Source organism: Streptomyces tremellae (assembly GCF_039540215.1).
In the GTDB taxonomy this organism is placed as follows: Bacteria; Actinomycetota; Actinomycetes; order Streptomycetales; family Streptomycetaceae; genus Streptomyces; species Streptomyces tremellae.
In genome coordinates this window covers 127,829-147,508 of sequence record NZ_BAABEP010000008.1, presented here as the reverse complement: position 1 = coordinate 147,508, position 19,680 = coordinate 127,829, and the positions used below count along the sequence as shown (strand labels likewise).

Here is a 19,680-nt window from a genome sequence, read left to right as displayed (position 1 = left end):
GTCAGAGCCGGTCGGAGCCGGTCGGGCCCTCCCGCCTCGCGTGCGGCCGGGGTCCGGCGCCTGTCCGGGCCTTCCCGCTCGGCGCCTGGCCGGGAGACGCGGGCAGCCCGGTTCGGTCCCTCCCCGTCGGCGCGTGGCCGGGGGCCCGGGGGCCAGTGCCTTCGCTCCCGCTCGGGCGTTGCCGGGAGCCCTGGCGGGCCTTTCAGGTCTCCCGCTCTGCGTGGTCGAGCAGGCCCGTGCGGGCGGCGAGGGCAGCGGCTTCGAGGCGCGAGCCGACGTTGAGCTTCATCAGGACCCGCTGGACATGGGTCCTCGCGGTGGAGGGCGCGATGCCCATGCCGGCGGCGATCTGCCGGGTGTCCTCGCCCTCCGCGACCCTGACCAGCACCTCCACCTCGCGCGGGGTGAGCATGGCGAGCAGCCGCCGGCCCTCGTCGTCCGGCTGGGCCACCGGGTGGAGCAGCTCGGTGAACGCGCCCTGGAGCAGTCCGGGGGCGACCGCTGCCTCCCCCGCGCGCGCCTTGGCCATGGCGCGCTCGACGCCCTCGATGCGCTCGTCGTGGCGGACGTAGCCGGACGCCCCGGCGGCGAAGGCGGCGGCGATGCCGCGCGGGCTCGGCACGGGGCCGAGCACCACCACCGCGACCTGCGGCCGGTCCCGCTTGATCCGGACGACCGGGTCGAAGGCGCCGGGCTCGGCGGGCGCGGCCGTCCCCATCAGGCACACCTCCGGAGCCCTGCTCACCACCAGTTCGGCGGCGCCCGCGGTGGGCGCGGCCGAGGCGAGCACCCGGTGCCCGCGCAGTTTCAGCGCGGAGGCCAGCGCCTCCGCGAGCAGCCTGTGGTCATCGATCACCATGACCCGCACGCCCATCGACAATCCCCCATCCGGCCGAGGCGGCCGGGCCCCAGGCTCCCAGACCCGGCAAGCTACACGCTTGTTCGAGGATGTGTGCCCCCTACCGGCCAGAAGACCCCCGGATTGTGGAATTCCGGCCGGTTCGCGCCCCGCCGCGGGCCGTGCCGGAGTGGCCGGCCCGCCGCCAGGGCAGTCAGGGCAGTCAGGGCAGTCAGGGCAGTCAGGGCAGGGTCAGTGCGTGGTGTACGCGAGCGCCAGGGGCTCCTTGGCGTCCTCCGCGTCGCTCGGCTTGTCGACGAAGTCCTGCGAGAGGAACAGCCGGCCGTCCGCGTAGAGCACCTGCGAGCCGCTGGGCACGAAGTCCGACTCCAGGTCGCGGGTGGCCTCGTCGGACGGGTTCTGCATCAGCACCGTCTGCCGGAAGGTGGAGCCGTCGACGGAGACGACCTGCCCGCCCTTGTCGTACGGGCCGGTCTTGTAGGCGATCAGGTTCGGGCCGTCCATGCGCAGCAGCTGCGCGGTCCAGCCGTCGCCGGCGTCGGCGCGCTGCGCGGTGCCCTTGCCCGTGGCCAGGTCGAAGGAGACGATCTCGTTGGTCTCGTCGAGCGCCTTGCCGTCGTCGGCGTCGTGCGCCGCCGTGGGCAGGTAGAGGTGGCCGCCCGCGGCGAGGACGTCGGTGCAGTTCTCCATCGCGTCGGTGCAGCGTGCGGCGTACGTGTTGCCGGTCGCGGAGATCTTCGCCCTGAGCTTCCCGGTCCTCGCGTCGAGGGAGAAGAAGTCCGATACCCCCTGGGAGCCGGTGTCGCCCACGTCGGCGGCGATGACCAGCGGGTCGGTGGAGACGGCGTGGATGTCCTCGACGCCGGGCGGCATCTTGTACGAGGAGATCGTGGCGCCGGTCTTCGGGTCGATGTTCTCGACGCTGATCTGCGCGTCGTCGCCGTAGCCGCACTGGCGGGAGGCGACGAGGATCTTCCCGCCCGCGTACCCGGCGTCGTGGCAGTCGTCGGTGGACGACGGCTCCGGCTTCCACCGGATCGCGCCGGTGTCGAGGTCGAAGCCCGCTCCGCCGCTGGTGGACCCGGCGGCTACGGTGTCGCCCGTCTGGGTGACGCTGTCGAAGTGGATGCCCTGGTCGCCGCCGGGGTTGGTGACGGACTTGCTCCACAGCAGCCGGCCGGACGACAGGTCGACCACGCCGACCTTGGAGCAGGCCTGCGGCGCGCTGGTCCCGGTGCGCGGCGCGCCGTCGTAGACGACGGCCGCCTTGCCGTCGGAGCTGACGTGGGGGCTGGCGGTGCACACGTCGCCCGGCAGCGGCACGCTCCACAGCGTGCCGCCGTCGTCCGGGTCGTAGCCGGTGATCGTCCGGATGCCGGCCTTCGCGTAGACGGTGCCGGTGAGCCAGGACGCCCCGACCGTGTGCAGGTCGGTGGCGGCGGGCTGCGGCACTCGGAACGCCACCTTCGAGTGAATGTCGGCGGGCACCTTCTCGTGGGCGGCATCCGGCCCTGTGGGGGTGGGGCGCACGGGGATCCTGCCCCCGTTGTCGTCGCTGCCGCCGCTCGACGCGTACCAGACCCCCGCGCCGAGTATCAGCACGACGGCGACGGCCGTGGCGACGATCATCCGCAGCTCGGTCCTGGTCAACCGGGACCCGCCGCCCTTCTGCGGCTGCTGGACGGTGACGGGCGGCGGGGCCTGGACGGGGTGGCCGTACCCCTGCGGTGGCACGGGCGCCGGGGCCGTGGCGGGATAGCCGTACCCGGGACCGCCCTGCGCGGGCGCGCCGGGCGGCGGCGCGGCGTGCGGGAAGCCGTACGCCGGCGGGTTCTGCGGCGCCCCGAACCCGCCCTGGGCGGGCGGCTGTTGGGGCGGCTGCGCCGGCGGCTGGGGCTGATGGGGTTGCTGCGGTGGCTGGGGCGGCTGGGTCACGGCGGTCGTCCTCGGTCGGTCGGGGTGCGGGCGTGGCGGGGCGCGGAACGGCCGGGGCTCAGTCGCCCAGCACCATCATGGACAGGGACGCGGTGTCGGAGCCCTGCCGTACGGGCGGCATGACCGCGTAGTTGGTGAGGTAGAACCTGCCGCCGACATAGCGGTACGACGGGTGGTAGAAGCCGGTGGACTCCAGGTCGGCCGCCGCGTCGGGATGCTTGCGCACGACCGTGTACGCGCCGCCGCCCGCGCCGAGCGACGCGAGGGCGCCCGCCTGGCCCGGGGTGGCCTCCTCGTACACCAGGAGCCCGCCGCCGGGGCGCGGCGCCACCGGGGCGACGAGCCGGCCCGAGGGAGCGGGCGCCTTCCACTTCTGCTTGCCGGTGGCGAGGTCGAAGGCGACGACCGCGTTGCGGTAGGGCGAGTGGCTCTCGTCGAGCGCGGTGGTGATGTAGAGGGTGTGCGCGTCGACGGCGACGCCCTTGCAGTCCTGGAGGGTGCCGTCGTCGATGCCGAGCCCGTCGCCGCAGTCGTCGGAGAACTTCTCGCTGCTGCGCATCGTGGCGCGCTGGGTGCCGTCCGCGTTGAACGACGCGATGGCCCAGGCCTTGGTGTCGTCGTTCTTGACGGAGACGACGAGCGGGTCGGTGGAGTAGACCTTGTCGACGGCGTAGCCGGACTTCAGCTTGAAGGTCCACTTGGCCTTGCCGGTGACCGGGTCGAGCTCCTGGAGCTGCTGCGGTCCGCGCCCGGTGAGTCCGGAGCCGGGGCAGGACTCGTTGGCGATCATCCTGCTGCCGCCGGTGACGGCGACGGGCTGGCACTCGCCCGGGACCTTGCTGAACAGCGGCTTGCCGTCGCTGACCCGGTAGGCGTTGGTGCCGCCGACGCGGGACACGGCGACGGTGTCGCCGACGATCGCCATGTTGAAGTTGAGCAGGATGTCGAACTGGCCCTGCTTCGAAACCGCCTTGTGCCAGCCCGCCTTGCCGGTCCTGAGGTCGATCTCCTCGATCTGGTCGCAGCGCGCGGACTCGCCGGTGCCGTCCTCGTAGGCGACGACGATCCGGCCGTCGGCGGTGGGCGCGACCGGGGCGGCGCACACCGACTGCGGCAGGGTCACCGACCAGAGCTGCTTGCCGGTGGCGGGCGCGTACCCGGCGACCTGCTTGTACAGGGCGCGTACGACGGTGTTCCCGACGAACCACGGCCCGTAGACGGTGTTGTGGTCGCGCGGCACGTCGGTGCCCGCGGCCTGCGTCCACAGCACCTTGGCCTCGCCGGCCTTGCGGCCCGCGTTGGGGTCGGCGCTGGTGTCGGGGCCCCCGGGGCCCTTGCCGTCCCCCTGGAAGGGGGTGTCGGACGCGCTCGGGCCGTGGGTGGCGGGCGAGTGGCTGACGTCGGCGACGGGCTTCGTGCCGCCGCCGCCCGTGCCGAAGGCGAGCCAGCTGCCGCCGCCCACGACGACGACTCCCGCGACGACCGCGGCCAGGACGATGCCCGCCCTGCTCCGGAAGAAGCCGGACCCGCTCATTCCGCCGCCCGCGCCGAGCCCCGGGCCGTAGGGCGGCGGGGGCGGCATGCCGGGCCCTGCGGGGTACTGCTGCTGCGGAGCGCCGTAGCCGCCGTAGGGGGCGGCGCCCGGCTGCTGCGCGTACGGGTTGGGGCCCGGCTGCCCGTAACCGCCGGGCTGCGCCCCTGGCTGGTACGGGCCCGGCTGGGCGTAGGGCCCCGGCTGGGCGCCCTGCTGCGGGAAGGGCTGCGCGTACGGGCCCGGCTGGGCGCCCGGGTAGCCGTACGCGGGCGGCTGCTCGGCCTGCGGCTGCGCGTACGGCGAAGGACCCGCGGCGGGCGGCGGCGGCGCGGCGGGCTGCGCGCCCTCCGGGCCGCCGGGCGCGGGCGGGGCACCCCCGGGCGGTGCCTGCTCCGCGGCGCCGTCCGGGCGCTGCGGTTCGCTGGGCGGTGGCTGCTTGCCTGGCGGCTGAGTCATCGACGCGGTTCCCCCTGTGTGCACGGCCCGCCCGTCGGTGCGCCCGCGCCGGACCGGGTCCGGGGGCGGGCTGTGAGGGGCGGGAGTCCCGCTCCGCGCGGCGGCGGGCGGGGCTTCTTTCTACCATCACGTACCGGAACGGGCACCGGACGCATACCGTCCTGTTCCCAAGGGAGAACCGCGCCGTGATGGTGCCGTGACGCCCCCTAGCGGGCGTCCGCGGGGCCGCTTTGCGCGCGCGTCACTGGGCGTCCTCCGCGAGCTCCAGCCAGCGATTCTCCAACTCCTCGCGCTCCGCCACGAGTTCACGCAGCTCCGTGTCGAGCCCCGCGACCTTCTCGAAGTCGGTGGCGTGGTCGGCGATCTGCTGGTGCAGTTCGGCCTCGCGCGTCGAGAGCTTGTCGAGCTGCCGCTCCACGCGCTGGAGTTCCTTCTTCGCCGCGCGGCTGTCCTTGGCGGAGACGGCGCCCGCGGGCCTGGCGGCGGGCGGCGCGGCGGCGGGCCTGCGCTCGGCGAGGCGCGCCTCCTCCATGCGGTGGCGGCGCTCCAGGTACTCGTCGATGCCGCGCGGCAGCATCCGCAGCGTCCGGTCGCCGAGCAGGGCCATGGTCTTGTCGGTGGTCCGCTCGATGAAGAACCGGTCGTGGGAGATGACGACGAGCGTGCCGGGCCAGCCGTCGAGCAGGTCCTCAAGCTGGGTCAGGGTCTCGATGTCGAGGTCGTTGGTGGGCTCGTCGAGGAAGAGGACGTTCGGCTCGTCCATCAGCAGCCGCAGCAGCTGGAGGCGGCGGCGCTCACCGCCCGAGAGGTCGCCGACCGGCGTCCACTGCTTCTCCTTGGAGAAGCCGAACTGCTCGCACAGCTGGCCCGCGGTCAGCTCGCGGCCCTTGCCGAGGTCGACGCGGTCCCGCACCTGCTGGACGGCTTCGAGGACCCGCAGCGACGGCGGGAGTTCCGCGACGTCCTGGGAGAGGTACGCAAGCCGCACGGTGCGCCCGGCCTTGACCGTGCCCGCGGCGGGCTGGATGTCGCCGTCGCTGCGCGCGGCGTCGGCGAGCGCCCGCAGCAGGGACGTCTTGCCCGCGCCGTTGACGCCGACGAGGCCGACCCGGTCGCCGGGGCCGAGCTGCCAGGTCAGGTGCGTGAGGAGGGTCTTGGGGCCCGCCTCGATCGTCACGTCCTCCAGGTCGAAGACGGTCTTGCCGAGGCGGGTCGCGGCGAACCGCATCAGCTCGGAGGTGTCGCGCGGCGGCGGCACGTCCGCGATCAGCTCGTTGGCCGCCTCGATGCGGAAGCGGGGCTTCGAGGTGCGGGCGGGGGCGCCGCGCCGCAGCCACGCCAGCTCCTTGCGCACCAGGTTCTGCCGCTTGGTCTCCTCGGTCGCGGCGATCCGCTCGCGTTCGGCGCGGGCGAAGACGTAGTCCGAGTAGCCGCCCTCGTACTCGAAGACGGTGCCGCGCTGCACGTCCCACATGCGGGTGCAGACCTGGTCGAGGAACCAGCGGTCGTGGGTGACGCACACCAGCGCCGAGCGGCGGGCCCGCAGGTGGCCCGCGAGCCAGGCGATGCCCTCGACGTCGAGGTGGTTGGTCGGCTCGTCGAGCACGAGGAGGTCCTGCTCGGCGATGAGCAGCTTGGCCAACGCGATGCGGCGGCGCTCGCCGCCGGAGAGCGGCCCGATGACGGTGTCGAGGCCCTGCGGGAAGCCCGGCAGGTCGAGGCCGCCGAACAGCCCGGTGAGCACGTCCCGGATCTTCGCGACGCCCGCCCACTCGTGGTCCGCGAGGTCCCCGACGACCTCGTGCCGCACGGTGGCCTCGGGGTCGAGGGAGTCGTGCTGGGTCAGGACGCCGAGCCGCAGGCCGCCGCTGTGGGTGACGCGCCCGGTGTCGGCCTCCTCCAGCTTGGTCAGCAGCCGGATGAGGGTGGTCTTGCCGTCGCCGTTGCGCCCGACGACGCCGATCCTGTCGCCCTCGGAGACGCCGAGGGAGACACCGTCGAGCAGGGCACGGGTCCCGTACACCTTGGTGACCGACTCGACATTGACCAGATTGACGGCCATTTCACTCCTGACAAGGGGATGGATCAGCGTCCCAGCGTAGTCGGGCCGCGCGGTGGCGCGGACCGGACCTGGTGCGCTCCCTTGCCGCGGCCCCCGCGCGGGCCTACGGTGCTTCCGCGCCCCGGTCGCGCACACCCGTTCCCCCTGCGAACGCGCGCCCACGCCGCCACGGCCACCGTTCCTTGTCGAACCCGAGGAAGGCGCGAGCCCCATGCGGAAACCAGTAGCGAGCGGCATCCCTCCCCGGCGCACCGGCGCGCCGCCCGGCCTCACCGCGGGGACCCTGGTCGCCGGGTGCTTCGCCGTCTGCCTCGCGCAGATCGGCATCGCGACGCCCGCCACCCTCAACGGCCTCTTCCAGTCGGACCTGCACCCGGTGGGCTCGCAGCTCACCTGGATATCGGACGCGTTCCTGCTGCCGGTCGCGGTCCTCGAACTCACCTTCGGCGTGCTGGGCGACCTGTTCGGCCGCAAGCGGCTGCTGGTCGCGGGCGCCGGACTGATGGCCGCCGGCGAGGCGGTCGCGGCGGCCGCGGGCGGCGTGCACCTGCTGTGGGTGGGGCAGGCGCTCGCGGGGCTCGGCGCGGCGGCGCTGTTCCCGACGTCGCTCGCGATGCTCGCCGCGGGGACCCGCACGCACGAGCGGCGCGCGAAGGTGATCGCGCTGTGGGCGGCGCTGCTGTCGACGGGCGGCTTCCTCGCGCCGCTGCTCGGCGGGGTCACCGGCACCTACGGCTCGTGGCGCTGGGCGTTCGCGGTGGTGGCGGTCCTCGCCGTGCTCAGCGCGCTGGCGAGCCTGTGGCTCGCGGACAACTCCAGCGCGCCGGAGGGCCGTTCGCTCGACGTGGCCGGGCAGCTCGCCATCGGCGCCGGCCTGTTCGCCCTGCTGTACGGGGTGATCCAGGCGCCCACGGACGGCTGGGGCTCGGCGGGCGTGGTGGCGGCCTTCGTGGTCGCGGCGGTCTGCCTCGCGGCGTTCGTCGCGGTGGAGCGGCGGGCGGCCTCGCCGCTGCTGCGGCTCGACCTGTTCGCCAACCGGGGCTTCGCGGTGGCGTCCGCGGTGGCCGTCGTCGGCATGTTCAGCTTCCTCGGCACCTGCTACGCGACGAGCATCAGGCTCGGCCCCGTGCAGCACCAGAGCCCGCTGCGCACGGCGGTGGCGTTCCTGCTGCTGAACGGTCTGACGCTGTTCCTCACCCCGGTCACCGCCCGGCTGCTCGCCCGGGTGGCACCGCGCTGGGTGCTCTCCGGCGGCCTGGCGCTGATGGCGGCCGGCGACTTCCTCGCGGCGACCGTGCCGATCGGCGACACCGCGCTGACCTCGCTGATCGTGCCGCTCGGGCTGGTCGGCGTGGGCTTCTCCCTCGCGGTGTCGTCGATCACGGCGACCGCAGTCAACACGGTGCCGGTGCACCTCGCGGGCATGGCGAGCGCGACCACCAGCCTGCTGCGCGACGTCGGCTTCACGCTGGGCCCCGCGGTGATCGGCGCGGTCGCCCTCGGCCGGGCGGGCTCGGCCTTCAGCGCCGCGCTCGCCGGGTCGCCGCTGCCCGGCCAGGTGAAGGCGGCGGCGGGCGGGGTCGCGGCGGAGGGCGGCCCGCTCGCGGTGAACTCGGTGTCGCCCGCGAGCACACCGGGGCGGGCGGCGCACCTCGCCGTCGAGGCCCTGGGCCACGGCTATGCGATCGGCTTCGCGGTGTGCGGGGCCGCGGCCCTGTTCTCCTGCGTCCTGACCGTGCTCGCCCTGCGCGGCGCGCACCGCCCCGGCGAGACGGTCGAGACGGCGGACGAGGCGCTGCCCGCCGCGGGCGTCCCCGGCCAGGGCTGAGACGCGCAGCCCGGCGTGCGGGTCAGCCCCCGGTGCCCGCGGCCGGGTCCGCGGTGTCGGCCACGACGGTCGCGCCGCGCGCCGGGGACGCGGCGACCCGGGTCGTGCGGCAGGTGCCCGAGGCGGCGAGCGCGCCCGCGACCCGGTGGGCGGCCTCGGCGTCGGCCGCGAGGAACGCCGTCGTGGGGCCCGAGCCCGAGACCAGCGCGGCGAGCGCGCCCGCGTCGGTGCCCGCGGTCAGCGTGGCCCGCAGGGCCGGGCGCAGGGAGAGCGCCGCGCGCTGGAGATCGTTGGCGAGTGCCTTGGCGAGCGCGGGGGCGTCGCCGGTGCGCAGGGCGGCGAGCAGCGCGGGGTCGGCGGCGGGCGGCGGCACGTCGCTGCCTGCCGTGAGCCGGTCGAACTCCTGGAAGACGCGGGGTGTGGAGAGCCCCTCCTCGGCGACGGCGAAGACCCAGTGGAAGGTGCCGCCGACCGACAGCGGGGTGAGCTGCTCGCCGCGCCCGGTGCCGAGGGCGGCGCCGCCGAGCAGACTGAACGGCACGTCGCTGCCGAGGTCGGCGCAGAGCGCGAGGAGTTCGTCCCGCGGCGTGCCGAGGCCCCAGAGGGTGTCGCAGGCGAGGAGAGCGGCGGCACCGTCGGCGCTGCCGCCCGCCATGCCGCCCGCGACGGGGATGTCCTTCGCGATGTGGATGCGCACGTCGGGCGCGATGCCGTGGCGGTCGGCGAGGGCGACGGCTGCGCGTGCCGCGAGGTTGGTCGCGTCGAGCGGCACCTGCGCCGCGTCGGGGCCCGTACAGGTGAGGACGGGGCCCCCGCCCGGGGCGCCGGGGGCGACCGTCACCTCGTCGTAGAGGCCGACCGCGAGGAACACGTTGGCCAGGTCGTGGAAGCCGTCGGGGCGGGCGCCTCCCACGGCGAGCTGCGCGTTGACCTTCGCGGGCACCCGCGCCCGCACCGCGTCCGGCCGTGCGCTCCCCGCGCTCCGCGTACGCCCCGTGTCTCCCGTGCTCCCCGTGCCGTTCACGGACCCGCTCACCCGCCCGCCTCCTCGCTTCCCGCGCCGACCCTGCACTCGGCGATCCGGGCGAACTCTGCCACAGTCAGCGACTCGCCCCGGGCCTGCGGCGAGACGCCCGCGGCGACGAGTGCGCGCTCCGCGGCGGCGGCCGAGCCCGCCCAGCCGGCGAGCGCGGCGCGCAGCGTCTTGCGGCGCTGCGCGAACGCCGCGTCGACGGCCGCGAAGACCTCGCGGCGGGACGCGGTGGTGTCGGGCGGCGCGGCCCTGCGGACCAGGGAGACGAGCCCGGAGTCGACGTTGGGCGCGGGCCAGAAGACGTTGCGCCCGATGGCGCCCGCCCGCCTCACCTCCGCGTACCAGGACGCCTTGACCGACGGGACGCCGTACACCTTCGAGCCGGGGGCGGCGGCGAGCCGGTCGGCGACCTCCGACTGGACCATGACGAGGGTGCGTTCGACGCTGGGGAAGTGCTCCAGCATGTGCAGGAGCACGGGCACCGCCACGTTGTACGGGAGGTTCGCGACGAGCGCGGTGGGCGGCGGGCCCGGCAGCTCCGTGACGTCGAGCGCGTCGGAGTGGACCAGCGCGAACCGGTCGGCGCGCCCCGGCAGCCGGGTGGCGACGGTGTCCGGCAGGGCGGCGGCGAGCACGTCGTCGATCTCGACGGCGACGACCCGCTCCGCGGTCTCCAGCAGCCCCAGCGTCAGCGAGCCGAGCCCGGGACCGATCTCCACCACCGTGTCGTCCGCGCGCACCCCGGCCGTGCGGACGATCCTGCGCACGGTGTTGGCGTCGATGACGAAGTTCTGCCCGCGCTGCTTGGTGGGGCGTACGCCGAGGCGCGCCGCGAGCTCCCGCACGTCGCCGGGGCCGAGGAGGGAGTCGGGGCTGGCTGCGGGGCGCGGGGCGGGCCCGGCGTGCTCAGGGATGCTCACCGCTCAAGCCTAGAGCGCGTATCCGAAGGCACGCGCCGTGTTCGCCGCGAGGACGGCGGCGAAGGCGTCCTCGTCGGCCCCGCGCACGGCGGCCATGGCGCGCAGCGTCACGGGAATGAGATACGGCGCGTTCGGCCGGCCGCGGAAGGGCGCCGGCGTGAGAAAAGGCGCGTCCGTTTCGACGAGGACGAGTTCCTGCGGCGCGACAATGAGCGCGTCCCGCAGCGGTTGAGCGTTTTTGAAGGTGACATTTCCAGCGAAGGACATGTAGTAGCCGCGGTCCGCGCACACTTTCGCCATTTCCGCGTCACCGGAATAACAGTGGAACACCGTGCGCTCCGGCGCCCCTTCCTCCTCCAGGATGCGCAACACGTCCGCGTGCGCGTCCCGGTCGTGAATCATCAGCGCCTTGCCGTGCCGCTTGGCGATGTCGATGTGCGCGCGGAACGAGCGCTCCTGCGCGCCGCGGCCCTCCGGCCCCGTCCTGAAGTGGTCGAGGCCGGTCTCGCCCACGGCCCTGACCTCAGGCAGCGCGGCGAGCTCGGCGATCTCGCCGAGCGCCGCGTCCAGGGTGCCCACCGCTTCGAGCTTCGGCGCCTCGTTGGGGTGCAGGGCGACGGCGGCGTGCACGGCGGCGTGCACGGCGGCCGTCCGCGCCGCCCACCGCGAGCCCGCCAGGTCGCAGCCCACCTGCAGGACGGTCGTCACGCCGACGGACGCGGCCTTGGCGAGGCTCTCCTCGACGCCGTCGCGCTGCATGTCGAGGTGCGTGTGCGCGTCCGCCACCGCGACCCGCAGCGGTTCGGGCAGCGGCGGCGGCGTCTCGTTCGAACTCATGGGCGCGATCCTACGAGCCCGCGACGATCCGCAGGCCGCGGGCGTGGGTCAGTGCCTGGCGGGCTCGTGGTGCAGCAGGTGGCGCAGGAACTCCGGCAGATGCGGATGCCAGGGCTGGGTGATGTGCTCGGGCGCCTCGGCCGCCGGGTCGAAGGCGGGCACGGCGCCTGCGCCGCGGGCCCGCTCCCCGCGTGCGGCGCGTGCGGCCTCACGCAGCGGCTGCGCGCCCTCGGGCTGCGGGGCGACGGCAGCCGTGCCGTACGAGCGGGTCAGCTCGCGGTAGCCGGAGACCTGGCCCGAGCGCATGATCCGCACGACGTGCCCCTCGCAGGTCGGGCAGCTCGGGCTCGTCAGCGGTGAGGGAACGGTTTTCCCCTCGGACTTGTACACAACAACAGTGTCCCCCTTGTCGCCGACGTGGTGTTCGATGTCGAACGACTGCTCCCAGCCGTGCCCGCACCTCATGCAGGCAAAGGCGTACGCCTCATGGGCTGCGACGGTACCCACACGCTCATTCATACCGTCTCCTTTCCACTGCTCCAGTTCACTACCCGGAGCTGTGGAAGGCACCGCGGCCAAGCAATTGATGGAGAGGTCTTGGGAATTCCGAGGACCGTTCACCGTTCGCCCCGGCGTGCGTTTTACCTTGATGTAAAGAGTCTTTACGTACCGCCCTTCGCGAGGCTGGCGCGTGGCAGGGGAACAGACGTGACGCCGCTCACGCCCGCCGGAGCGCCGCGCGCCCCGTGCGGTCACGCGCCGCGCCCCCGCGCTGGCGCTCCTTTGGGGTCCGCCCGGTCACGCCCCGCCGCGGGCCGCGTTCTTCGCCGCCACCACCGCGTCGAACACCCGCCGCTTCGGCAGCCCCGCCTCGGCCGCGACCGCCGCGATGGCCTCCTTGCGGCGCTCGCCCGCCTCCTCCCGCACCCGCACGCGGCCCACCAGCTCCTCGTCGTCGAGCTCGGCCGGGCCCGCGGCCGGGGCGCCCGCCACGACGACGGTGATCTCGCCGCGCACACCCTCGGCGGCCCACCGCGCCAGCTCCCCGAGCGGCCCGCGCCTGACCTCCTCGTACGTCTTCGTCAGCTCGCGGCAGACCGCCGCGGCCCGGTCGCCGCCGAACACCTCGGCCATCGCGGCGAGCGTGTCGTCGAGGCGGTGCGGCGCCTCGAAGTAGACGAGGGTGCGGCGCTCGTCCGCGTTCTCCCGCAGCCTGGCGAGCCGCTCGCCGGCCTTGCGGGGCAGGAACCCCTCGAAGCAGAACCGGTCCACCGGGAGACCGGACAGCGCGAGCGCCGTCAGCACGGCGGACGGGCCGGGCACGGCCGTCACCCTGATGCCCCGCTCCACCGCGGCGGCGACCAGCCGGTAGCCCGGGTCGGAGACGGACGGCATCCCCGCGTCCGTGACCAGCAGCACCCGCGCGCCCCCGGCGAGCGCGTCCGCGAGCTCCGGCGTACGGGCGGACTCGTTGCCCTCGAAGTACGAGACGACCCGGCCCGCCGACTGCACGCCGAGGGCCTGGGTGAGCCTGCGCAGCCGCCTGGTGTCCTCGGCCGCGACCACGTCGGCGCGCGCCAGCTCGGCGGAGAGCCGGGGCGGGGCGTCCGCCACGTCCCCGATCGGCGTCCCCGCGAGCACGAGCACCCCGCCGCCGTCGCCGGGTCCCGGCGCTCCCGGCACCGGCGCGGCCACCTCCTGCGGTGCGACGGTCATATCGGCGGGGTGGCCCTCGGGCGGCTCGTTCGCATTCACAGCCGCCATCCTCCCAGCCTCACGGATACGTTCCCTACGATGGCGCGGTGACCAGTACTGCGCCCGAAGCCCTGCACGGGCCCGACGCCGACGACACCCCGTCCACGTGGCCAGGGCGGCTGCGCCGGTTCGGTCATGTGCCCCGGCGTACCGTCAGCCTGCGCGACCGCCTCGTGCCCCCGTACACCGCGCCGTCCGACCGCCTGTGGGCGGTGCTGCGGGTGCCCCCGCGCACGGCGGGACTGCTCGGCCGGTGGTCCGGCTGGGGCGGGCCGCTGCTCGTCACGCTGATCGCCGGAGTGATGCGCTTCTGGCACCTCGGCAGCCCGAAGGCCGTCATATTCGACGAGACGTACTACGCCAAGGACGCCTGGGCGCTGTGGCACCAGGGCTACGAGGGCAACTGGCCCAAGGACGTCGACAAGAAGATCCTGCTCGACCCGTCCTCCGTGCCGGTCCCGCACGACCCCGGGTACGTCGTGCACCCGCCTGTCGGCAAGTGGGTCATCGGCTTCGGCGAGTGGCTGTTCGGCTTCGACCCGTTCGGCTGGCGCTTCATGGTGGCCGTCTGCGGGACCCTGTCGATCCTCCTGCTGTGCCGGATCGGGCGGCGGCTGTTCCGCTCCACCTTCCTCGGCTGCCTTGCGGGCGCCCTGCTCGCCACGGACGGCCTGCACTTCGTGATGAGCCGCACCGCGCTGCTCGACACCGTGCTGATGTTCTTCGTGCTCGCCGGGTTCGGCTGCCTGCTGCTCGACCGGGACTGGACGAGACGGCGGATGGCCGCGGCGCTGCCGGTCGACGAGGAGGGGGTGCTGCGGCCCGACGCGCGCGTCGCGGCGACCCTGCGCTTCGGGTGGCGGCCGTGGCGGCTCGCGGCGGGCGTGGTACTTGGCCTCGCGTTCGCCACCAAGTGGAACGGCCTGTACATCCTGGCGGCGTTCGCGCTGATGTCGGTGGTCTGGGACGTCGGCACGCGCCGCACGGCAGGCGCGGCAAGGCCCTGGTCGGCGGTGCTGCGACGGGATCTCGTGCCCGCGTTCGTCTCGACCGTGCCGGTGGCGTTCGCCACGTACCTGCTGTCGTGGAGCGGCTGGCTGTTCACCGACAACGGCTACTACCGCAACTGGGCCGCCACCAAGGGGCAGGGCCTCGGCGGCCACTACACCTGGCTGCCGGACTGGCTGCGCAGCCTGTGGCACTACGAGTACCAGGTCTACGAGTTCAACATCCACCTCGACAGCGGGCACACCTACCAGTCGAACCCGTGGAGCTGGATCGTCCTCGGCCGCCCCATCTCCTTCTACTACGAGTCGCCCTCGGCCGGGCAGTCGGGCTGCCCCGCCGACACCGTCGGCAAGTGCAGCAGCGAGGTGCTCGCCATCGGCACCCCGCTGCTGTGGTGGACGGCCTGCTTCGCGCTCCTCTTCGTGCTCTGGCGCTGGCTGTTCCGCCGCGACTGGCGCGCGGGCGCGATCGCCTGCGGCGTCGCCGCGGGCTGGGCACCGTGGTTCCTCTACCAGGACCGTACGATCTTCTACTTCTACGCGGTCGTCTTCGCGCCGTTCCTCTGCCTCGCGGTCGCGATGCTGATCGGCGCGCTCATCGGCCCGCCGGGCTCCGACGAGCGCCGCCGCACGGCGGGCGTGGTCGGCGCGGGCGTCCTGGTCCTGCTGATCTTCTGGAACTTCGTCTACTTCTGGCCGCTGTACACGGGCACCCCGGTCCCGTACGCCTCGTGGCAGCACCGGATGTGGCTGGACACCTGGATCTAGCCGCACCCTGTCCCAGGTCGCGTCTGCACGAGCCCGTCCGGGGCCGCGGCGGGTTACCCTGGGCCGTAGACGCCTCAGACCCCGGCTTCGCACTGCCCGGCACGGGCGGTCGCAGGCACCCGGGCAAGGAGAACAGCGGACGGTTCCCCGTTCGTTCCGGCACCCGCGGCCACGCTCCGCGTCCCGCCGTCGCAGTGGACCTGCCCGTCACGCAGCGCCTCGCGGCCCGGCGTGAGCAGCGATGTTCCCACAGGACGGCAGCGCGTCGCCTCTTCACGGCTCTCCCGCGTGAGGTTCTCCCGACCGATGCCGTGGCCGTGGCCGACCAGAGAGGCGGGGACGGATGTCCACGCACGCCCTCAACACCGCACGGACCACCCCACCGCACGGGGCGGGCAGCGACTTCGCCCGCCTGTCGCAGCAGATCGCCGCGGCGGGACTGCTGCGCCGGCGGCCCCTCTACTACACGGTGCGCATCGCGCTCGTCCTCCTCGCGTACGGGGGCGCCTGGACCACCTTCGTGGTCGTCGGCGACAGCTGGTGGACGCTGGCCGTCGCGGCGCTGCTCGCCGCGGTCTTCGGGCAGGTGGCGCTCGTCGCCCACGACATGGCACACCGCCAGGTCTTCCGGCTGCGCAGGGCGAGCGCCGTGGCCGGCCGGATGGCCGGCAACCTCGGCATCGGCATGGGCTACGGCTGGTGGCAGGACAAGCACGCCCGGCACCACGCCAACCCGAACCACGAACAACTCGACCCGGACGTCGCGCCGGACATCCTGGTCTGGAGCCAGGACCAGGCGCGCGGCGCGAAGGGGCTCGCACGGGCGGTCGGCGGCTCGCAGGCCTACCTCTTCTTCCCGCTGCTCGCGCTCGAAGGCTTCAACCTGCACATCGCCGGAGTACGGGGACTGGCGCGGCGCACGCTCAAACAGCGCCGCCAGGAGGGGACGCTGCTGTTCGCCAACTTCGCGCTCTACCTCACCGCGCTCCTCCTGGTGCTGCCGCCCGGCAAGGCGGTGGCCTTCCTCTTCGTCCACCAGTGCCTGTTCGGGCTCTACCTCGGCTCGATCTTCGCCCCGAACCACAAGGGCATGCCCACCCTGACGGGCGACCGCCGTCCCGACTTCCTGCGCCGCCAGGTCCTCACGTCGCGCAACGTGCGGGGCGGACTGTTCACCGACATCGCGCTCGGCGGCCTCAACTACCAGATCGAACACCACCTCTTCCCCCACATGCCCACGCCGCAGCTGCGCAGGGCGCAGCCCCTCGTCCGGGAGTACTGCCGGGAACTCGACGTGGAGTACCTGGAGACCGGGCTTGTCGCCTCGTACCGCCAGGCGTTGTCGAGCCTGCACGCGGCCGGGGCCCCGCTCAGGGGCGCCGGGTCCCGCACACTCCCGCAGGCACCTGACGCGTGACCGCCGGCCGCCGCCACCGGGTGCCCGTAGCCACAGAGGGGCCGGTGGTCTACTGTTCGAACAGCGCCCCTGCCCCCGGCGACCCTGATTCCACGGCCGCTGTAGGTGACGAGCATGAGGCAGCACTCCCCGGACGCATGCACCGCTGACGACATCTCACCGACGACGTCGCAGAGCCGACGGGCTTCGGCGATCTCCCAGCACGCGTCAGACCTCTGCCATCGGCACGCCGGTGCCCTCTACTCGCTCGCGCGGCTCCTTTACCAGGACACGGAGCGGGCCGAGGAGGCGGCGGTGACGGCCCTCGCCCAGGCGGCCGCCGTGGACGACGGGCCCGCCGGGCTCGCGCAGGAGCGCCGTGCGCTCGCCTCACGGCTCGTGCGCGACCACCGCAGGCACACCGCGGACCACGGCGGCGTCCCTGACCACCCCGCGGGCTTCCTCACCCAGCAGGAGAGGGCCCTCCTCGGGCTCGTCCTGTTCGGCGGGCTGACCGGCCGCCAGGCGGCGTCGGTCACCGGCGTGTCCTACGCCTCCGCCGCCCTCGGGCTGCGTTCACTCCTGCGTCGGGCGAACGCCCAGGGCGGGGTGGGACCGGCCCCCTCGCCCACCGCCGCGGTGCGAGGAGCAGAGCAGTGACGGCGGCGCGGCACCCCGCCGGGCCCCGCGGTCCTCTGCCGGCCGCCCCCGCGCGGGAAGGGCCCGGCACGACCGCTCTGCCGTGGATCGCCGAACCCGTCAGGGTCGCCCCGCGGGACGCCCGCGAGCTGACGCCGCTGTTCCTCGGGCGGCTCGCCGTGCTGGAGGAGGGCTCGCCCGAGTACCAGTACGCGCGCAACACACTGATCGAGATGAACGACTCCCTGGTGAAGTACGTCGCGGGCAGGTTCCGCAACCGGGGCAGCGGTCAGATGACGGATGTCGTACAGGTGGGGCAGATCGGCCTGATCAAGGCGATCGACCGCTTCGACCCGTCCCGCGGTGTCGAGTTCACCGCACTCGCCGTCCCGTACATCTCGGGGGAGATCAAGCGGTACTTCAGGGACTCCACCTGGGCCGTGCACGTGCCCCGCGGCCTCCAGCAGCTCAGGACCGACCTGGCCAGGGCGGCGGACGTGCTGACGGAGCGCCTGGGCAGGCGCCCCACCGTGGCGGAGTACGCCGACCACCTGGGCCTCGCCGCGAAGGAGGTGGCCGACGGGCTGCGCGCGGCCAACGGGTACACCGCCCGGTCCCTCGACACGCCGCTCGGCCAGGACGGCGACAGCGGGCACGGCCGCGGGAGGACCCGCGTCCTCGGCGAGACCCTGGGCCGGTGGGACGCGGGCATGGAGCTGGTCGAGGACCTGCACCCGCTCGCCCCGCTCCTCGGCGGGCTCGACGCGCGCCAACGCCGTATCGTGCAGCTCCGCTTCGGTCAGGAGCTGACCCAGTCCGAAATCGGCGCCGAGCTCGGCATCTCCCAGATGCACGTCTCGCGGCTCCTGCGCGACATCCTCGCGGAGCTGCGCGACGGCATGCTCGCAGAGGACTGATGGAGAGGCCACGGCCCGGGGGACGGGGCGCGGCGGCCGCCGGGGGCCGCGCCTTCGCGGGGCCGGCGCACGGGCACCGTGCGCCGGGCGGTGCCGGGGGCGTCGTGACCGGCGCGGGGGTCCGGTCACGGCGCCGCGGCGCGCTTCCCGTCCGCCCCTCGGAGGTGCCCAGGCCCGCGGTGAAGAGCCCTCACGTACGCTGGAGGCGAACGAGAGGCGGCCGCCGGTGGTCAGTGCCGGGATGACCGAGATGCTGCGGCTGCTCCACGGCGAGCCCGGCAGGCTCCCCGACGGGTGTGCGGCCGTCCTCGGCGTGGACCACCTGGTGGTGTCGCTCGCGGTGGACGGGCAGGTCACGGAGCAGCTCTGGTCCTCGGGACACGTCGGCTCCACCTTCGAGGACCTGCAGTTCACCCTCGGCGAGGGGCCCGGTACGGACGCGCTGCGCACCGGGCGGATGATCCTGGTGCACGACATGGCGGAGGTCGCGGCCGACCGGTGGCCCGCCCTGCTGCCCGCCGTGGCGCACCTTCCGGTACGGGCCGTCTTCTGCCTGCCGCTGGTGCTCGGCGGCATCACCGTCGGTGTCCTCACCGCGGTACGCTCGGCCGCGGGCCCCATGACCGGCCGGGAGACGGACGACGCCGTCGCTCTCGTCAGCGGCCTCACCCTCCAGTTCCTCGGCGCCGACGGCGTACAGGCGGATTCCTGGGTGGGGGCTCCTCTGGACGGCGGGCTGCACCGGGAGGTCGTCCACCAGGCCACCGGGATGCTCAGCGTCCAGCTCGGCACCTCCCTGGCCCAGGCGCTGCTGCGGCTGCGTGCGTACGCCTACAGTCACGACAGGTCCATCATCGACGCCGCCGAGGACATCGTGTCCCGGCGGCTTCGGCTGGACGAAGGCGATCCGGGTCCGGACCCGGATCCACCTGAGGAGACAGAGGGATGACTTCCATGTCCCGTGAGCAGCGAGTGTCAGCGGTCTTCGTGCAGGTAGCGGACTCCCTGATCGACGACTTCGACCTCATCGAGTTCCTTCAGCAGCTGTGCGGTCACTGCGTGACGCTGCTCGACGTCTCCGCGGCGGGCATCCTCCTCGCCAACGAGAGGGAGACCCTGCACACGGTCGCGGCCTCCGACGAGACCACCGAGATGCTGGAACTCTTCGCGCTCCAGCACGACCAGGGGCCGTGCCTGGAGTGCTACCGGCTCGGCACGGCGCGCATCGACATCGACCTCGGCGACGAGGCCGCCGTCAGCGCCTGGCCCGGGTTCGCCGCGCAGGCGCGCCGGAGCGGTCTGCGCACCAGCCACGTCTTCCCGCTGCGCCTGCGCGACCGCGCCGTGGGGGCCCTCAACCTCTTCCACCACGGGGCGCAGAACCTCACGGCGCAGGACGCCTCCCTCGCCCAGGCCCTTGCCGACGTGGCCACCATCGCGCTCCTGCAGCAGCGCGACATCGGCCAGGAACAGCTGGAGAAGGCGCAGCTGCAGTACGCGCTCACCAGCCGTATCACCATCGAACAGGCCAAGGGCATCCTGGCGGAGCGCTGGAACAGCACGCCGGACGACGCCTTCCACGCGCTGCGCGCCTATGCCCGCGCCCACCAGCTGCGCATCTCCGACTGCGCCCGCAGGGTCATCGACCGCACCCTCGACACCGGCGACATCCCGCGCCCGTCGAGCGCATGACACCGGGGAGGGCGGCGGCACCCGGGGCCCGGAGCGCGCCGG

Annotated in this window: 16 protein-coding genes; 7 read left to right on the top strand and 9 right to left on the bottom strand. The window is 74.1% G+C overall.

Translation table 11 applies throughout. The features are described from left to right. Nucleotides 1–202: 202 nt before the first annotated feature. The 4 genes from ABEA77_RS09310 to ABEA77_RS09295 all read right to left on the bottom strand — a co-directional run bounded on the left by ABEA77_RS09310 (nt 203) and on the right by ABEA77_RS09295 (nt 6,846). Nucleotides 203–874: a helix-turn-helix transcriptional regulator gene (locus ABEA77_RS09310; RefSeq protein WP_345643788.1), complete on the bottom strand. Its 672-nt coding sequence runs from the start codon at nt 872–874 to the stop codon at nt 203–205. 216 nt (nt 875–1,090) lie between these two features. Beyond that, the gene (locus ABEA77_RS09305) at nt 1,091–2,794 is read right to left on the bottom strand and encodes an outer membrane protein assembly factor BamB family protein (protein ID WP_345643785.1); all 1,704 of its coding nucleotides are present in this window, start codon (nt 2,792–2,794) and stop codon (nt 1,091–1,093) included. 58 nt (nt 2,795–2,852) lie between these two features. Continuing rightward, nucleotides 2,853–4,784 (bottom strand): outer membrane protein assembly factor BamB family protein, encoded by a 1,932-nt coding sequence (locus ABEA77_RS09300; RefSeq protein WP_345643783.1) that lies wholly within the window; start codon nt 4,782–4,784, stop codon nt 2,853–2,855. Nucleotides 4,785–5,025: 241 nt separating this feature from the next. Beyond that, entirely contained in the window at nt 5,026–6,846 is a 1,821-nt protein-coding gene (locus ABEA77_RS09295; RefSeq protein ID WP_345643781.1) for an ABC-F family ATP-binding cassette domain-containing protein, read from the bottom strand. Nucleotides 6,847–7,057: 211 nt separating this feature from the next. Here ABEA77_RS09295 and ABEA77_RS09290 point away from each other — a divergent pair, with 211 nt between their 5' ends. After that, nucleotides 7,058–8,674, top strand: a complete 1,617-nt coding sequence (locus tag ABEA77_RS09290; RefSeq protein WP_345643779.1) for an MFS transporter — start codon at nt 7,058–7,060, stop codon at nt 8,672–8,674. Nucleotides 8,675–8,696: 22 nt separating this feature from the next. Here ABEA77_RS09290 and ABEA77_RS09285 read toward each other — a convergent pair whose 3' ends face one another. The 5 genes from ABEA77_RS09285 to rsmI all read right to left on the bottom strand — a co-directional run bounded on the left by ABEA77_RS09285 (nt 8,697) and on the right by rsmI (nt 13,228). Further along, entirely contained in the window at nt 8,697–9,698 is a 1,002-nt protein-coding gene (locus ABEA77_RS09285) for a 4-(cytidine 5'-diphospho)-2-C-methyl-D-erythritol kinase (RefSeq protein WP_425588241.1), read from the bottom strand. Nucleotides 9,699–9,706: 8 nt separating this feature from the next. Next, nucleotides 9,707–10,627 carry a 16S rRNA (adenine(1518)-N(6)/adenine(1519)-N(6))-dimethyltransferase RsmA gene (rsmA, locus tag ABEA77_RS09280; RefSeq protein ID WP_345643775.1) on the bottom strand — a complete coding sequence of 307 codons (921 nt, stop codon included), beginning with the start codon at nt 10,625–10,627 and terminating at the stop codon, nt 9,707–9,709. Between the two features lie 9 nt (nt 10,628–10,636). After that, entirely contained in the window at nt 10,637–11,464 is an 828-nt protein-coding gene (locus ABEA77_RS09275; protein ID WP_345643772.1) for a TatD family hydrolase, read from the bottom strand. A gap of 48 nt (nt 11,465–11,512) precedes the next feature. Then, nucleotides 11,513–11,983, bottom strand: a complete 471-nt coding sequence (locus tag ABEA77_RS09270; protein WP_345643769.1) for a hypothetical protein — start codon at nt 11,981–11,983, stop codon at nt 11,513–11,515. Between the two features lie 279 nt (nt 11,984–12,262). After that, nucleotides 12,263–13,228 carry a 16S rRNA (cytidine(1402)-2'-O)-methyltransferase gene (gene rsmI / locus ABEA77_RS09265; RefSeq protein ID WP_345643766.1) on the bottom strand — a complete coding sequence of 322 codons (966 nt, stop codon included), beginning with the start codon at nt 13,226–13,228 and terminating at the stop codon, nt 12,263–12,265. A gap of 38 nt (nt 13,229–13,266) precedes the next feature. Here rsmI and ABEA77_RS09260 point away from each other — a divergent pair, with 38 nt between their 5' ends. The 6 genes from ABEA77_RS09260 (at nt 13,267) to ABEA77_RS09235 (ending at nt 19,638) form a co-directional block, all read left to right on the top strand. Then, entirely contained in the window at nt 13,267–14,994 is a 1,728-nt protein-coding gene (locus tag ABEA77_RS09260) for a dolichyl-phosphate-mannose--protein mannosyltransferase (RefSeq protein ID WP_345643763.1), read from the top strand. 343 nt (nt 14,995–15,337) lie between these two features. After that, nucleotides 15,338–16,411 carry a fatty acid desaturase family protein gene (locus tag ABEA77_RS09255; protein WP_345643760.1) on the top strand — a complete coding sequence of 358 codons (1,074 nt, stop codon included), beginning with the start codon at nt 15,338–15,340 and terminating at the stop codon, nt 16,409–16,411. Nucleotides 16,412–16,525: 114 nt separating this feature from the next. Next, nucleotides 16,526–17,050 carry a hypothetical protein gene (locus tag ABEA77_RS09250; RefSeq protein ID WP_345643757.1) on the top strand — a complete coding sequence of 175 codons (525 nt, stop codon included), beginning with the start codon at nt 16,526–16,528 and terminating at the stop codon, nt 17,048–17,050. Then, entirely contained in the window at nt 17,047–17,946 is a 900-nt protein-coding gene (locus tag ABEA77_RS09245; RefSeq protein WP_425588239.1) for a SigB/SigF/SigG family RNA polymerase sigma factor, read from the top strand. Before ABEA77_RS09250 ends, ABEA77_RS09245 begins: the two co-directional genes overlap by 4 nt. Before the next feature lie 241 nt (nt 17,947–18,187). Continuing rightward, entirely contained in the window at nt 18,188–18,895 is a 708-nt protein-coding gene (locus ABEA77_RS09240; RefSeq protein WP_345643755.1) for a GAF and ANTAR domain-containing protein, read from the top strand. Beyond that, entirely contained in the window at nt 18,892–19,638 is a 747-nt protein-coding gene (locus tag ABEA77_RS09235) for a GAF and ANTAR domain-containing protein (RefSeq protein ID WP_345643752.1), read from the top strand. The genes ABEA77_RS09240 and ABEA77_RS09235 overlap by 4 nt, the downstream gene beginning before the upstream one ends. The last annotated feature ends 42 nt before the right edge of the window (nt 19,639–19,680 follow it).

Coding starts and splice junctions, on each gene's coding strand:
- ABEA77_RS09240 (WP_345643755.1), top strand. CDS start 18,188: ATGACCGAGATGCTGCGGCTGCTCCACGGCGAGCCCGGCAGGCTCCCC.
- ABEA77_RS09270 (WP_345643769.1), bottom strand. CDS start 11,983: ATGAATGAGCGTGTGGGTACCGTCGCAGCCCATGAGGCGTACGCCTTT.
- ABEA77_RS09310 (WP_345643788.1), bottom strand. CDS start 874: ATGGGCGTGCGGGTCATGGTGATCGATGACCACAGGCTGCTCGCGGAG.
- ABEA77_RS09250 (WP_345643757.1), top strand. CDS start 16,526: ATGAGGCAGCACTCCCCGGACGCATGCACCGCTGACGACATCTCACCG.
- ABEA77_RS09295 (WP_345643781.1), bottom strand. CDS start 6,846: ATGGCCGTCAATCTGGTCAATGTCGAGTCGGTCACCAAGGTGTACGGG.
- rsmI (WP_345643766.1), bottom strand. CDS start 13,228: ATGGCGGCTGTGAATGCGAACGAGCCGCCCGAGGGCCACCCCGCCGAT.
- ABEA77_RS09300 (WP_345643783.1), bottom strand. CDS start 4,784: ATGACTCAGCCGCCAGGCAAGCAGCCACCGCCCAGCGAACCGCAGCGC.
- ABEA77_RS09275 (WP_345643772.1), bottom strand. CDS start 11,464: ATGAGTTCGAACGAGACGCCGCCGCCGCTGCCCGAACCGCTGCGGGTC.
- ABEA77_RS09290 (WP_345643779.1), top strand. CDS start 7,058: ATGCGGAAACCAGTAGCGAGCGGCATCCCTCCCCGGCGCACCGGCGCG.
- ABEA77_RS09255 (WP_345643760.1), top strand. CDS start 15,338: ATGTCCACGCACGCCCTCAACACCGCACGGACCACCCCACCGCACGGG.
- ABEA77_RS09235 (WP_345643752.1), top strand. CDS start 18,892: ATGACTTCCATGTCCCGTGAGCAGCGAGTGTCAGCGGTCTTCGTGCAG.